The following is a 13,937-nucleotide window of genomic DNA, read 5'->3' on the forward strand; positions in this document are numbered from 1 at the left end:
CGCTTCAGTACGGCAGCGGGAAGCGCATGGCCAGCCCGGCCACGCCTTCGCGGATGGCGCTTTCCGTGCGGGTGTCGACGGCCCCGGCGCGCACGCCGCCCAGCAAGGCCAGGATCATGTCGCCGATTTCCTGGAATTCGGCGGGCCCCATGCCGCGCGACGTGCAGGCGGCGCTGCCCACGCGTATGCCGGAGGTGACGGCAGGCTTGGCGGCATCGTTGGGGACGGCGTTCTTGTTCAAGGTGATGCCAACCTGTTCCAGCGCTTGCTCCGCCGTATTGCCGGCCAACCCCCAGGGCCGCAGATCGACCACGCCCAGATGGCAGTCCGTGCCGCCAGACACGATGGACAGGCCGCCTTCGGCCAGCCGGCGGCACAGAACGCGCGCATTCTCGACCACGGCGTGGGCGTAGGTGCGGAAGGCGGGCTGCAGCGCTTCACCCAGGGCCACGGCCTTGGCGGCGATGATGTGCATCAGCGGACCGCCCTGCAGGCCCGGGAATACGGCCGCATCGATCTTGCGGGCGAGCTCGCTGTCGTTGGTCAGGATCATGCCGCCGCGCGGACCGCGCAAGGTCTTGTGGGTGGTGGTGGTCGTGACGTGCGCATGCGGCACCGGCGAGGGATATGCCCCGGCCGCGGCCAGGCCGGCGAAATGGGCCATGTCCGCCATGAAGATCGCGCCCACCTCATCGGCAATGGCGCGAAAGCGTGCGAAGTCCAGCGTGCGCGAGTAGGCCGAGCCGCCGGCGATGATGAGCTTGGGTCTTTCCTGGCGCGCGATGCGCTCGACCTCGTCCATGTCCACCCGGTGCGTGGCGGGATCGACGCTGTAGCTCAGCGCCTGCAGCCAGCGTCCCGACATGTTGACCTTGGAGCCATGGGTCAGGTGTCCGCCCGCCTTCAGGTCCAGGCCCAGGATCTTGTCGCCGGGCGCCAGCAGCGCCAGGTAGACCGCCTGGTTGGCTTGGCTGCCGGAGTGGGGCTGTACGTTGGCGTAGCGCGCGCCGAACAGACGCGTGGCGCGCTCGATTGCGATTTCCTCGGCCACGTCGGCGTTGACGCAGCCGCCGTAATAGCGGCGGCCGGGGTAGCCTTCGGCGTACTTGTTCGTCAGCACGGAGCCCTGGACTTCCAGCACCGCACGGCTGACGAAGTTCTCGGAGGCGATGAGTTCTATCGAGTGTCTCTGCCGGCGCCGTTCGGCGTCGATGGCGCCCCAGATGCCGGGATCGGCCTGCGCCAGGGGCTGGGCGTTGACACTAGGCAGCGCGAGGCTGTCGGGAAGATCGGTGTTCGTCACGGTGGTTCCTGTTTCGATTGGCAAGTGGCGACGGGAGGTCAAGAATTGGCGGCCAGCGCTCGCTGGCCCCCATGGATCAGCAGGTGCGCGGTCAGGCCGGCGACCAGGCCCCAGAACGCGCCGCCCACGCCCAGCAGCGTGACGTTGGCGGCAGTGGCCAGAAAGGTGATGAGCGCGGTTTCGCGGGTGCGGGCGTCGGCCATGGCATTGGCCAGGCTGCCGCCGATCGCGCCCAGCAGGGCAAGGCCGGCCAGCGTGGTGATGAACGCCTTGGGCAGCACCATGAACAAGGTCGCCAGCGTGACACCGAAGGTGCCCACCAGGATGTAGAACACGCCGCAGGCCAGGCCCGCGAGGTAACGCTTGGCCGGATCCGGATGCGCATCCCGGCCGGTGCAGATCGCGGCGGTGATCGCCGCGACGTTGAAGGCGTGCGCGCCGAAGGGCGCCATGATGAGCGAGCCCAGGCCCGTCACGGTGAGGATGGGATTCGCGCTGGTCTGGTAGCCGTCGTTGCGCAACACCAGCATGCCGGGCATGTATTGCCCTGTCAGCGTGATGATGAAAAGCGGCAAGGCGACGCCCAGCAGCGCCTGCAGCGAGAACCGCGGCATCTCGAATACCGGCGCGGCCAGACTGAGGTGGACCGCCGAGAAGTCGATGCGGCCTTGCGCGATGAGCAGCCCCAGGCCGATGACCAGGATGCCGACCACCGCGAAGCGCGAGGTGTAGCGCTTGAGCAGGGCGTAGGAGATGACCAGCACGATCACCAGCAGCGGATCGGCGCTGGCCCCGCCGAAGGCATTGACGCCGAATTGCAGCAGGATGCCGGCCAGCATGCCGGCGGCGATGCCGCCCGGAATCATGCGCACCAGCTTCTCGAATGCGCCGGACAGGCCGAGCACGATGAAGCCCAGCGCCGACAGGATGTAGGCGCCGATGACCTCGCCGTAGGGCGTGAACGGCATCACGGTCGCCAGGAACGCCACGCCGGGCGTGGACCAGGCCGTGATGACGGGCGCCTTGTAGCGCCAGCTCAGCAGCGCGCCGGTGATGCCGACGCCGATGGAAACCGCCCACACCCAGGACGCGGTCTGGGCCGGCGTCAGCCTGGCCAGCTCCGCCGCCTGGAACACCAGCACGAAGGTGCCACCGTAGTTCACCAGCACCGAGATCAGGGCTGCGACGGTGGGGGAAAAGAAATCGGCGGGTCTAAGGCCAGCCGGTGATGCGTTCATGGTTCACTCCGCGTTCGTGGTGGGGCCAGGCCGCGTGGCGGCCGGGCTTGAACGGGGAGTCTAGGGTGCTGGCGGTATGTCGATACCTGCCACATTCAGGAAAGTGAGCAGACCGCTTTCTGACGGGAACAGCGCTGCGCGGAATGCGGGACAGGATCAGCGCCAGGCTTGCCGCAGGGCTTGCGCGATCGCCGATGCCTGGCGCAGCCCGGCCTCGGCGGCGTCGGCGCGCCGCGCAGGGTCCAGCACGTTGTCGCCGATGGCCTGTACGCTGGCCGCGTCGGGCAGCACGGCGTGGACCAGGCTGCCGGCCTCGCACAGGGTCTGCAGTTCGCGCCGCAGATGGCCGCTGACAGGATTTCCTTCCCGATAACCCAGCGGCGCCAGCACCACGACCTGCTGGTAGCCGGCCGCCATATCGGCATTGGTCATGGAACGGATGCCGCCGTCCATGTAGGTCGCGCCGCCGATGGGCACGGCTGGCCAGGCGCCCGGCACGGCGCAGCTGGCGGCGATGGCATCGATGAAATCGACCTGGTCGGCGGCGCTGAAACTGCGCCCTTCGCCGGTGGCCGTGTCGACCGCGACCACCAGCAATGGACGGGAGGGCCAGTTGCTTGCGCCCAGACGGGAGGCGATGATGGCGCGGCGTTCTGCCAGTGTGGGCGTGGCGGAGCGCCGCGCATAGGCGCCGATGCGCCGGCGCGCCTGCCCCAGGTCAGCGCCCACTTTGCCGTACAGCTCGCGGTTCTTGTCGTCAGCCGCCTGTTGCGAGTACGGACGGTATTGTTCGGCGCCTGTCCCGCACAGCTGCGTCGCCAGCAGCTGCATGGGCGGGACGCCCAGCGCCAGTTGCGCGCCGGCGACGGAACCGGCGGAGCAACCGATGAACAAGTCCGCGCAGCAGAGGTCGACGTCGTGGCGCGCCAAGCCCGCCAGAATGCCGATCTCCCAGGCCAGCCCTGTCACGCCGCCGCAGCCCAGCACCAGGCAACGCTTCTTCTGCGCTTGGGGCATTCAGGCAATCTCGACGCGGTCGGATGCGGACGGCTCGGCTTCATTCACGCGAGACGCCGGGCGGTAGTGGTAGTCGCCCATGTCCGTCTTGCGCAGCATGTGCCAGTAGTCGTCGTTGCGGAACGGGGTGGGCGCCACCACCTTGCCATGCGCGTTGCGATACCAGTTGCTCATGCCTTTGTGGGTCCAGATCATGCGGTCGTGGGCGGCCTGGACGCGGGCGTTATAGGCGTCGTGCCTGTCCCTGCGGACTTCAATCTCGAAGCGTCCGCCGGCCTTGTCCAGTCCTTGCTGCAATAGGCCCATGACATAGCGCACCTGGGTCTCCAGCAGGGCGACGACGCTGCCGCCATGGCCCAGCGCGGTGTTGGGACCGGCCAGGATGAACAGGTTGGGAAAGCCGGGCGCCGCGACTCCCATGAAGGCCTCGGCTCCCTTTTCGTCCCAGGCCTCGCGGATCGAGCGTCCGCCGCGGCCATAGAGCTTGAACGAGGACAGCAGATTGATCGCGTCGAAACCGGTGGCGACCACCAGCACGTCCAGTTCGTGCGCCTGGCCGTTGTCGCTCACCACTGCGTTTTCCGTGACCCGCGCGATGCCGCCAGTGACCAACTCGACATGGTCCCGCGCCATGGTTCGGAACCAGCCGTTGTCCATCAGCATGCGTTTGCCGAAGGGCGGGTAGTCGGGCAGAACGTCGGGCAGCAGATCCTGGCGTTCGCCGAGTTCCGCCTTGATGTAGCTGGTGAAGTGTTCGCGGTGCTTGTCGTTGATCTCATTGATGGCGCGCTCGGGGTGCGGCCATTGCGGATCGATTTGCAGCGTCGCGTGGACCCGGTCGTTGAAGATCCAGGCCAGGCGTTGGCGATACCACTCCTGGTAATACGGTACCTCGCGCAGCAGGAAGCGGACGTCCTCTGGCACGGGCTTCTGGAATTTCTCGAACGGCGCGGCCCATTGCTTGGAGCGCTGGAACACGGTCAGGGAGCGGACCTGGTCGGCGATGGCGGGCACGACCTGCATGGAGCTGGCGCCGTTGCCGATGATGCCCACGTTCTTGCCGCGCAGGTCCAGGCCTTCCGGCCAGTTCGCCGTATGGAAGCAGGGGCCCTTGAAACTCTCCAGGCCGGGTATGGGGGGCAGCTTGGGTACGTTCAACAGACCGACCGCGCTGATGACGATGTCCGCCACATAGTCCTGGACCTGGCCGTCCTGCCCGACCGTGCGTACGTTCCAACACAGTGCGGCTTCGTCGTAGCGGGCGGACTCCACGCGCGTGTTGAAGCGGATGTTGGAGCGCACGCCATGCTGGTCGGCGACGCTTTCGAAATAGCCCTGGATCTCGCCTTGCAGGGCGAAGTAGCGCGACCAGTCGTGCTTGGCGAACGAGTACGAGTAGATGTGGTTGGGGGTGTCCACGCCCGCGCCGGGGTAGCGGTTCTCGTACCAGGTGCCGCCGACTTCGGCGTTCTTCTCGATCACGACATAAGGAATGCCCGCGCCTTGCAGGCGGATCGCGGCGCACAGGCCGGCCACGCCGGCGCCGATGACCAGGACCCGATAGCCTCGCGGCACCCGGAACGCATTGCGTTGCTCCAGCGCGAAGTCCGGATCCAGTCCCAGCCAGGCGGCGATCATGGGGCCGTACGAGTCGGGAACGATTTCCCCGATGCTGGTGCGCAGCATCGCGACCAGCTGTTCGTGCGTGGGGGCGGGCAGTCTGGGCGGGTGGCCGCTGCGGCTGCGCAGGATGGCCGAGTACGCGGCTTCACGGATTTCCTCCTGCACGGCTTGCGGCAGCCCGCCGGGGTCGTTGTCTTCGAGGCCACGGATGCGCGAACACTGGTAGCGTTCGGACAGCCACTGCGTGTCGCCCGTCAGGTGCACCAGCACCATGAGCAAGGTGGGGATGTTGGCGCTGGCCAGCGCGCGCTTGAGCGTGGCCTCCCACACGTCGTTGCCGAGCGGTTTTGCCGGGGCCGGAGTATCGCGATGCATGTAAGGGTCCTTCCTGGAATGGCGTGGGGGTTGGGGGTGTCGGCCTACTCGGCGGTTGCGCCGGACTTCTTGATCAACTCGGCCCATTTGGCGCTGTCGCTGACGATGAAGGCGCCGAAATCGCCCGGCTTGGTGAACAGGGCGTCCAGGCCCATTTTCTTGAACTGCTCTTGCACGTCGGGCGCCGCCTTCATCTTCTGCAGGGATGCTTGCAGCCTCGCGACGACCGCGGGCGGCGTGCCGGCCGGGGCCACGATCCCCAGCCAGGGCATGGCGTCGTAGCCGGGCAGGCCGGATTCCTCGACCGTGGGCAGGTCGGGCAGCACCGAGGACCGCGTCTTGGTGGTGACGGCGAGCGGCCGTACCTTGCCGCTGTCGAGAAAGGGCTGCGCGGCCGCGATGTCCACGAACAGCATGTCGACTTCACCGCCTGCCAAGGAGGTCAGCGCCGGAACGCTGCCCTTGTAGGGGATGTGGGTCATCTTCAGGCCGGTCAGCGCGGCAAACAGCTCGCCCTCCAGGTGGTTGGACGTGCCGTTGCCGGAAGAGGCGAAGGTCGCCGACTTGCCGTCTTTCTTGAGCGTGGCGATCAATTCCTTCACGCTGGACGCCTGCACCTGCTTGCCCGTCACCAGCACGTGAGGCACGCTGGCGATTAGCGAAACGGGCTGGAAATCCTTGACCGGGTCATAGTTCGCGGTGTTCTTGTACAGGCTGGGAGCGATGCCCAGGGACGATGCCGCCATCAGCAGCGTATAGCCGTCGGCCGGCGCCTTGGCCACATAGGCCGAGGCGATCATGGTGCCGGCGCCGGGCTTGTTGACCACTACCACCGGTTGGCCCAGATCTGCCTGCAGCTTGGCCGCGACCTGCCGGGTCATCACGTCGGTGACGCCGCCCGGCGTGAAGGGCACCACGATGTTGATGGGCTTGTTGGGATAGTCCTGGGCGTGGGCGGCTGCGCCCGTGCAGATCAGGGTTGCGGCCAGGCAATGCGATAGCCATTTCATGGATTGTCTCCTGTGGTTTTCTAGGTGGGGTGTTCAGATGGCGCCTGCGCTGAGGTTCCGGTGCCGGATCAATCCCCAGACCGTGTTGGCGTGGGGCATGTCCAGGTTCAGCTTTGCTGCGATCTCGATCATGGCGCCGACAATGGCGTCGATTTCCAACGGCTTGTTTTGCAGCGCGTCCTGCAACATCGAGGTCTGGGCGGCGCCCGCGGTGGCGGCTGCCTGCATGCGTTGCTCGACCGTCACCGGCAGCGCAAGCCCGAGCGCCTGGCCCAGCGCCAGGTACTCGCCCAGCATGGCGCGCGCCAGTTTGCCGAGATGGGGATCGCGAACCATGGCCTCCATGGTGGCGTGGGCCAGCACGCTCAAGGGGTTAAAGGTGGCGTTGCCCATCGCCTTGACCCAGACGGCTTGGTGGATGTCGCCGCTGACCTCGCATTGCAGGCCTGAAGCTTGCAACAGTCCGGCGAGCCGGTCGGCCCGCGCAGACCTGAAGCCGTCCGGTTCGCCGAGTATGAGAGTGTTGCGTGCGTTCTGGGCCGCGATGCCAGGCGCGGTGGCGTTCGCCGCGATGTACACCACGGCGCCCAGCACCCGCTCCAATGGCAGCGCTTGCCTGAGGGCACCGCGGCCATCCACCGTTTGCAGCGGCATGTTGCCCAGCGGGCTGTCCAACGTGGGCAGATACCACCAGGGGATGCCGTTTACGGCCGGCACCACGGCGCCTTGCGGCGCCAGCATCGGCGCCAGGTGCGCGGCGATATCGTCCAGCGCCTGTTGCTTGACCGCAAGAATCAGGTAGTCCGCGCCGCGCACCTGACGCGGATCGTCGGTGGCGCGCACCGGGTAGTGGCGCGTGGCGCCGTCAGCCGTCAAGCCGACGCCATGCTGCCGCAGGGCGGCCAGCGTTTGTCCGCGGGCGATCATGGTCACCTCGCAGCCAGCCTGGGCCAGGCGCGCGGCGAGCAGACAGCCGATCGCGCCCGCACCATATACCGCGACGCGGCATTGATGAGCATCTTCCATTTCTACTCTACGAAAAGTGGCCGCCAGGGGCGGCGCGGTTGCCGCTATTCCTGGTATTCGGGCCGGATGCGTTGCAGCAGCCGGAGCAGGGGAGGCCAGTGCTTGTGGCGGGACGGACGGTCGAGGCGGTCGAACTGGCGGCCGACCTTCTCGGCAACTGCGGCGGAGGGTGTTACCAGCGGCAGGCCGCCGGCCAGCGCCGCGACCTGCGCCTGGCAGGCGCGCTCCAGATAGAACATGGCGTCGAAGGCGTCTGGCACGCTGGCGCCGCAGACCAGCAGGCCGTGATTGCGCAGGATCATCGCGCTGTGGGGGCCGAGATCGGCGATCAGGCGCTGCTGTTCGTCCATGTCGAGCGCGACGCCTTCGTAGTCGTGGTAGCCGATGCGGTTGTGAAAGCGCATGGCATGCTGCGAAATCATGAGCAGGCCGGCCTCTTGCGCGGATACCGCGATGCCGGCCGCGGTATGCGTATGCATGACGCAGGCCGCGTCGTGGCGGACGCGATGGATGGCGCTATGGATGACGAAGCCGGCGGGGTTGATGCCCAGGCCGGTCTGGTCCAGCAGGATGCCGCCGTCTATGTCCACCTTGACCAGGTTGGACGCGGTGATTTCGTTGAACATCAGCCCGTAGGCATTGATCAGGAAGTGCGGCTGGGCGCCGGGAACCCTCGCCGAGATATGCGTATAGATGTGGTCGGTCATACGCATTTCGACAGCCAGGTTATAGGCTGCGGCGAGGTCTACGCGCACTGCCCATTCCTCGGCCGAAACCTGGTCCTTGATCGATGCCTCTTGCACGGCAGCTCCTCCAGTTTTGCATTCTTCTTGGTCTGGCCGGCGCTTCTGCTGCGTGGCCTCTTTGAACCGGAGTATAGGTTTTCCGACTGCTGGCGACTAAGCAAACATTTTGATGGAAAAGCATAAATCCCATCAATCATTCAGCCTTGCCGGCATGCATGAAAAACCTTGATGGATATGCATAAAAACGTTTAGCTAGTGCCGCGAAATGCCGCTACCTATACTGATTTTCCTACTCATGGGCGCAGCCGCAAGGAGCCGGCGCGCCGTTGAAAAATCAGAATAGCCGGAGGCTGGATGGACGCAGCAGGAAACCGCGGGATCACGGATTTGCTCGATGAACAGGCGCTGTGCCACGGGCATAAGCTGGCGATCGTGCATGAGTACCAGAACGGCGACATCAGCCAGTTGAGCTTCATCCAGTTGCGCGAGGCGGCCCGCGCATTCGCCGCGGGCTTGCAGGCGCGCGGCGTGCAGCCGGGCGACCGCGTATTCGTTTTCATGGGCAACACCGCAGAGTACGTGCCGCTGTGGATGGGCCTGATGCTGGCGGGCGCCGTCATCGTGGCCGGCAACATCCATCTCACTGCGCCGGAAGTAGCCTATCAGCTTGAGCATTGTCAGCCCGCGCTGGCGCTGGTCGAGCCCGCGCACGAAGCGTTGATCCGCGAAGTCCGCGACGCGATGGATCAAGGCCCGGAAATCGTGCCGGTGGCGCGCGGCAGCCTGGGGCCGGAAGGCGTGAGCGGCGCGCTGGCGGCGACGTCCGCGGATTACCGCGAGCCCGAGCTATGCAGCGACGACCTTGCGCAGATCCTGTACACGTCGGGTACTTCGGCGCGGCCCAAGGGGGTGATGCTCACGCACGCCAACCTGCTCTGGTGCGGCCAGGCGGGCGCGGCCAACAGCGGCATAGGCCGCGCTGACCGCGTGTTCAACAACAAGCCGCTGTTCCACGCCAACTGCCAGGAAACCGTGCTGTCCTGCCTGACCGCGGGCGCCACCGCGGTGATCGGGGAACGCTATAGCGCCACGCGCTACCTGCGCCAGCTCATCGAACACCGCATCACGATATGCAGCCTGTCCGGCATGCTGTGCCGAACCTTGTTGAACCAGCCGCCCACGCCTTTCGATACGGCGCATCAGGTGCGGTACGCGGGCTATGCCATCAATATTTCGGAAGCCGAGATCGCGGCGTTCATCGAGCGTTTCCGTATCCCGTTGCGCAACGGCTACGGGCAGTCCGAGACCATGCTTTACATCACCTTGCAGCCGCATGCCTCGCCCTCGGCCTATCCGTCCATCGGGCGCGCCACGCCCGACCGCGAAGTGTTCGTGGTCGACGACGACAACCGGCCGGTGGCCGTGGGCGCAGTCGGCGAGATCGTGGTGCGCGGACGTCCTGGGCGCACGCTGACCCTGGGCTACTACCGCGACCCGGCGGCGACGCAGGCGGTGTTCGAGGGCGGCTGGCTGCACACGGGGGACCTCGGCTACCAGGATGCCAAGGGCAACTTCTTTTTCTTCGGCCGCAAGAAGGAAGTGATAAAGCGGGCTGGCGAGAACATCTCGGCGGCGGAGGTGGAAGAGGCCTTGATGGGGCATCCCGCCGTGCGCGACGTGGCCGTGGTGGGCATACCCGATCCGGTGCGCGACCAGTCGGTCAAGGCTTTCGTCGTGCTGCACGCCGGGCACCAGGCGGATGCGGATGCCATCAAGACCTATTGCGCCGGGCGGCTCGCATATTTCAAGGTACCCGAGCACGTGCAGTTCATGACTGAGTTGCCGCGCAACGCCAGCGGCAAAGTGCAGAAGCGCGCGCTGCTCGACGCCTGAGCGCGGCCGCAAGTCATCAGGCGTGGCCGGTAGCCGCCTTGCCCAGGCGGGCAAGGGCTTCGGCGACCTGATGGACGACGGACTGGCCCTGGTTGCGGTGGATGGCGATGGTGAACTCCAGCGTCAGCGGCGTCTGCGCCGGGTCCACCAGCACCAGAGTGCCGGCGCGAACTTGTTCGGCCACCATCATTTCCGGCAACTGCGCGATGCCGCCGCCGGCCTCGACGACTTCGATCAGGCTGTTCAGGCGATTGCAGCTGCAGATGTTGTCCAGGTTGGCGCCCATATCGCGCAGCTCGTCCTGCGCCGGTCCGAAGAAACCCGACGGGCGCGATACGCACCACAGCGGCTCGGTTTGCAGTAGCGATTGCATGGTGCGAGGCTGGCCTTCAGCGTTGCTCAGCAGCCGGGACGAGACCATCCACGACATGCGGGTCGTACCCAGCGACTCGCAAATGAACTGGTCGTCGCGCAGATGATTGGCCATGATCGCGATGTCCAGCGCGCCGGACGTCAGGTGCTCCTGCAGCTTGACCGCGAGGTCCAGCTCGATCTCGTAGGAAACGCGCGGCAGGGCGCGGCGCAGCTCGGGCACTACGCGTGAAAACCAGGTCATGGAAATCTCGCCCATGCCGATGCGCACCGTGCCGGCAGCGTTATTGACGGCCTCCGCGTCGGTGAAGGCGTCTTCCACTGCCAGCAGCAGCGGTTCCACGCGTTCGACGAAACGGCGCGCGGGCACCGTAAGTTCCAGCCGGCGACCGCGCTTCTCGAAGAGAGGAAAGCCCAGCGACTGCTCCAGCTCCTTCATGCGCGCCGAGACGGCGGGTTGGGAAGTGTGCAGCCGTTCGGCTGCGGCGCGGAAACTGCCCAGCTTGGCGATCTGGCACAGGGTTTCGGCGTTGGTCAGATTCGGACGGGGCATGGGCGCATGGTGTGGTTTTTGGGCGGTATGTTAAGGCCAAAGGACGCGGACGGGCTGTCCGCGCCGCGGTTTCATTCGGATTTCTGGCTCTCTTCGCGCAGTATCTGGCCCAGGCGGCGCGCGCCAGGTCCTGCTGCGTCGGGATCGGGGTAGACCAGGTACAGCGCGCCCCAGCGCTGCGCGCCATCCAGCAGCGGCAGCGGCTTCAATTCGCCCGAGGCCAACTGTTCGCGGATCCAGTCCTGCGGATACCACGCGAAGCCCATGCCCATGCACGCCGCGCGTATCGACGTGCTCTTGTGACTGACGGTGATGCGCTGCTCGGCGACGTCCCAGACGCTGGGCCGCACGCGCTGGCGGCCGCTGTCGCGGATCACCAGATGGCGATGCGCCTTGAGGTCTTCGAGCGACAGCGGACGGTTCATCTGGTGCAGGGGATGCGACGGCGCGGCCGCGGCGATCGCGCAATAGCGCAGCAGCGCGTCGCCGACATGGCCGGCCGGAATGTGATCGGCGCAGATGGCGAGGTCGGCCTCGCCCGAGAGCAACAGTTCATCCGTGCCGCCGACCACTGATTCGTGAAGTTCGATGCGTGTCTCGGGGAACTCGCCGGCAATCCTGTCCAGGCAGCGCAACAGCAGGTCCGTCGGGAACAGGCTTTCCACGGCCAGCGTCAGCATCTGCTCCCGTCCCTTGGCCAGATTGGCCGCCGCCCGTTCCAGGCGTTGGGCCTCGCCCACCAGCGACTTGCCGCGCCGGTAGAGGATCTTGCCGTCGTCCGTGAGCAAGGCCTTGCGCCCGTCCATGGCGAACACGGCCACGCCCAGCCGCTCCTCGATCTGGCGGATCGCGTAGCTGATGGTCGACTGCGATTTGCTGAGCGCGTCGGCGGCCTGGGCATAGCCGCCCGCGTCCACCACGGCGACCAGGGCCTGCCATTGCTCCAGCGAAATCCGAGGCGGCATATATATCTACCAGTTAGATAGGTTTTAACGAAATATTGAACTATTTTATCTGATGGGTAGATGATTCAATGGCTCATCGTCATCGCGACACAAAGGGCCGACATGAACATCCTGGTTATCGCCGCCAGCGCGCCTGCTGGCTCTTACTCCGCCACGCTTGCCGAGCGCTACGTGGCCGGCGTCCTGGCTGGCGGCCGGGCCCGCGTCGTCTGGCCGGACCTGGACGCGGAGTCCTTCGACCCGCGCATGACCGCGGCCGACCTGGCCTTCTATCGCGGCAACGGCAACTTGCCCGGCGACGCGCGGCGTGAGCAATTGCGGGTGGAGGCCGCCGACCTGATCGTGCTGGCGTTCCCGGTCTACTGGTGGAGCATGCCGGCGCTGGTCAAGGGCTGGATCGATCGCGTGTTCACCAAGGGATGGGCTTTCGGCGTCGGCGACGGGCAGCCCGGCCGGCTGGCCGGAAAGCGCGTGCGCCTGATCGCGACCGGCGGCGCCGGCGCGCAAGCCTATGACGGACACGGCTACCGCGCCGCGATTGCCACGCAGATCGAACACGGGGTCTTCCATTACAGCGGCGTGAGCGATGTGCGCACGCACCTGTTTCTTGATGTCGAGAGCGGTGACGACGAGGCGCGCGTGCGCGGCCTGTCGGATGCGCACGCGCTCGGCTTGTCGTACGCGGCGCCTGGCTCACGAGCCGCGCGCTGACCCTTTCTCTTCCTACTCTTTTCAATGAGGTCCGCCATGTCCATCGCCACCCGGGAAATCCACTTGAAGCATCGCCCCACGGGGCTGCCCACGCCAGCCGACTTCGCGCTGGTCGAAACAACGCTGCCCGCGCCCAAGCCGGGGCAGATCCTGGTCCGCAATCTGTGGATGTCGGTAGATCCGTACATGCGCGGCCGCATGGATGAACGCAAGAGCTACATCGATCCGTTCGCGCTGGATCAGGTGATGGACGGCGCGGCGGTCGGCGTGGTCGAGCAGAGCGCCGATCCGCGCTTCGCCGCAGGCGACCGCGTGGTGCATTTCGCCGGGTGGCGCGAGCACGCGCTGATCGACGCGGCGCACGCCACCCCTGTCGCCGACGACGGCATTCCCTTGCAGACCTATCTGGGCGCGCTGGGCTTTCCGGGCTTGACGGCCTACGTGGGGCTGACGCGGATCGCCAACGCGCAAGCAGGCGAGACCATTTTCGTGTCCGCAGCCAGCGGCGCGGTCGGCAGCGTGGTGGTCCAGATGGCCAAGCAGATGGGGTTGCGCGTGGTGGCGTCCGCGGGGTCGGAGGACAAGGCGCGCTGGCTGCGCGACGTGGCCGGGGCCGACGCGGTCATCGACTACCGCAACGCGCCTGACCTGACCGCGGCGCTGGCGCAGGCCGCGCCGCAGGGCATCGACATCTACTTCGACAACGTTGGCGGCGACCACCTGGACAGCGCGCTGGCGCTGGCTCGCGATCATGCGCGTTTCGTGTTGTGCGGCATGATCTCGGGCTACAACGAGGGCAAGCCGGCCGTCGGCGTGCGCAACCTGTTTTCGGCCATTGAAAAGCGCATCAAGCTGCAGGGCCTGATCGCATCCGATCACATCGACGTACTGCCGGAATTCATCCCCCGGATGAGCGCGTGGATCAAGACCGGACAGGTGCAGCTGCGGGAAACGGTGGTGGATGGGCTGGAGCGTGCGCCCGAGGCTTTCATCGGGTTGTTCAAGGGCGCCAACACGGGAAAGATGCTGGTCAGGCTGACCAAGTCCTGAAGATCCAGCCGGCACATGCGGGCGGATGGCTCGGTGAAATCCGCCATTTCCCGCC

At 66.4% G+C, this 13,937-nt stretch carries 12 protein-coding genes; 3 read left to right on the top strand and 9 right to left on the bottom strand.

What is annotated here, in order from left to right; genetic code table 11:
* Positions 1 to 4: 4 nt before the first annotated feature.
* The 7 genes from N5C88_RS15020 to N5C88_RS15050 all read right to left on the bottom strand — a co-directional run bounded on the left by N5C88_RS15020 (position 5) and on the right by N5C88_RS15050 (position 8,395).
* The gene (locus N5C88_RS15020; RefSeq protein WP_280015671.1) at positions 5 to 1,270 is read right to left on the bottom strand and encodes a serine hydroxymethyltransferase; all 1,266 of its coding nucleotides are present in this window, start codon (positions 1,268 to 1,270) and stop codon (positions 5 to 7) included.
* Positions 1,271 to 1,341: 71 nt separating this feature from the next.
* Positions 1,342 to 2,541 (bottom strand): benzoate/H(+) symporter BenE family transporter, encoded by a 1,200-nt coding sequence (locus N5C88_RS15025; RefSeq protein WP_280015637.1) that lies wholly within the window; start codon positions 2,539 to 2,541, stop codon positions 1,342 to 1,344.
* A 156-nt stretch (positions 2,542 to 2,697) separates the two neighbouring features.
* A complete protein-coding gene (locus tag N5C88_RS15030; RefSeq protein WP_280015638.1) occupies positions 2,698 to 3,558 on the bottom strand; it encodes a patatin-like phospholipase family protein in 861 nt (286 codons plus the stop codon).
* Positions 3,559 to 5,556 (bottom strand): NAD(P)/FAD-dependent oxidoreductase, encoded by a 1,998-nt coding sequence (locus N5C88_RS15035; protein ID WP_280015639.1) that lies wholly within the window; start codon positions 5,554 to 5,556, stop codon positions 3,559 to 3,561. It abuts the gene before it with no gap.
* A gap of 44 nt (positions 5,557 to 5,600) precedes the next feature.
* Positions 5,601 to 6,566 carry a tripartite tricarboxylate transporter substrate binding protein gene (locus N5C88_RS15040; RefSeq protein ID WP_118931549.1) on the bottom strand — a complete coding sequence of 322 codons (966 nt, stop codon included), beginning with the start codon at positions 6,564 to 6,566 and terminating at the stop codon, positions 5,601 to 5,603.
* Between the two features lie 33 nt (positions 6,567 to 6,599).
* The gene (locus N5C88_RS15045; protein WP_280015640.1) at positions 6,600 to 7,592 is read right to left on the bottom strand and encodes a 2-dehydropantoate 2-reductase; all 993 of its coding nucleotides are present in this window, start codon (positions 7,590 to 7,592) and stop codon (positions 6,600 to 6,602) included.
* Positions 7,593 to 7,636: 44 nt separating this feature from the next.
* Positions 7,637 to 8,395, bottom strand: a complete 759-nt coding sequence (locus N5C88_RS15050; protein ID WP_059371205.1) for a class II aldolase/adducin family protein — start codon at positions 8,393 to 8,395, stop codon at positions 7,637 to 7,639.
* Positions 8,396 to 8,692: 297 nt separating this feature from the next.
* On the opposite strand from N5C88_RS15050, the gene N5C88_RS15055 reads away from it, so the two are divergent.
* Entirely contained in the window at positions 8,693 to 10,231 is a 1,539-nt protein-coding gene (locus N5C88_RS15055; RefSeq protein ID WP_118931551.1) for an AMP-binding protein, read from the top strand.
* Positions 10,232 to 10,247: 16 nt separating this feature from the next.
* Here N5C88_RS15055 and N5C88_RS15060 read toward each other — a convergent pair whose 3' ends face one another.
* Both N5C88_RS15060 and N5C88_RS15065 read right to left on the bottom strand, forming a co-directional pair.
* A complete protein-coding gene (locus N5C88_RS15060; protein WP_059371207.1) occupies positions 10,248 to 11,156 on the bottom strand; it encodes a LysR family transcriptional regulator in 909 nt (302 codons plus the stop codon).
* Between the two features lie 71 nt (positions 11,157 to 11,227).
* A complete protein-coding gene (locus tag N5C88_RS15065) occupies positions 11,228 to 12,121 on the bottom strand; it encodes a LysR family transcriptional regulator (RefSeq protein ID WP_118931552.1) in 894 nt (297 codons plus the stop codon).
* Positions 12,122 to 12,223: 102 nt separating this feature from the next.
* Here N5C88_RS15065 and N5C88_RS15070 point away from each other — a divergent pair, with 102 nt between their 5' ends.
* Both N5C88_RS15070 and N5C88_RS15075 read left to right on the top strand, forming a co-directional pair.
* A complete protein-coding gene (locus N5C88_RS15070) occupies positions 12,224 to 12,832 on the top strand; it encodes an NAD(P)H-dependent oxidoreductase (RefSeq protein ID WP_280015641.1) in 609 nt (202 codons plus the stop codon).
* Positions 12,833 to 12,868: 36 nt separating this feature from the next.
* Positions 12,869 to 13,882, top strand: a complete 1,014-nt coding sequence (locus N5C88_RS15075) for an NADP-dependent oxidoreductase (protein WP_280015642.1) — start codon at positions 12,869 to 12,871, stop codon at positions 13,880 to 13,882.
* Positions 13,883 to 13,937: the final 55 nt, after the last annotated feature.

Source organism: Achromobacter sp. GD03932 (assembly GCF_029839485.1).
Taxonomy (GTDB): domain Bacteria; phylum Pseudomonadota; class Gammaproteobacteria; order Burkholderiales; family Burkholderiaceae_B; genus Achromobacter; species Achromobacter bronchisepticus_A.

Coding starts and splice junctions, on each gene's coding strand:
- N5C88_RS15025 (WP_280015637.1), bottom strand. CDS start 2,541: ATGAACGCATCACCGGCTGGCCTTAGACCCGCCGATTTCTTTTCCCCC.
- N5C88_RS15030 (WP_280015638.1), bottom strand. CDS start 3,558: ATGCCCCAAGCGCAGAAGAAGCGTTGCCTGGTGCTGGGCTGCGGCGGC.
- N5C88_RS15035 (WP_280015639.1), bottom strand. CDS start 5,556: ATGCATCGCGATACTCCGGCCCCGGCAAAACCGCTCGGCAACGACGTG.
- N5C88_RS15040 (WP_118931549.1), bottom strand. CDS start 6,566: ATGAAATGGCTATCGCATTGCCTGGCCGCAACCCTGATCTGCACGGGC.
- N5C88_RS15045 (WP_280015640.1), bottom strand. CDS start 7,592: ATGGAAGATGCTCATCAATGCCGCGTCGCGGTATATGGTGCGGGCGCG.
- N5C88_RS15055 (WP_118931551.1), top strand. CDS start 8,693: ATGGACGCAGCAGGAAACCGCGGGATCACGGATTTGCTCGATGAACAG.
- N5C88_RS15060 (WP_059371207.1), bottom strand. CDS start 11,156: ATGCCCCGTCCGAATCTGACCAACGCCGAAACCCTGTGCCAGATCGCC.
- N5C88_RS15065 (WP_118931552.1), bottom strand. CDS start 12,121: ATGCCGCCTCGGATTTCGCTGGAGCAATGGCAGGCCCTGGTCGCCGTG.
- N5C88_RS15070 (WP_280015641.1), top strand. CDS start 12,224: ATGAACATCCTGGTTATCGCCGCCAGCGCGCCTGCTGGCTCTTACTCC.
- N5C88_RS15075 (WP_280015642.1), top strand. CDS start 12,869: ATGTCCATCGCCACCCGGGAAATCCACTTGAAGCATCGCCCCACGGGG.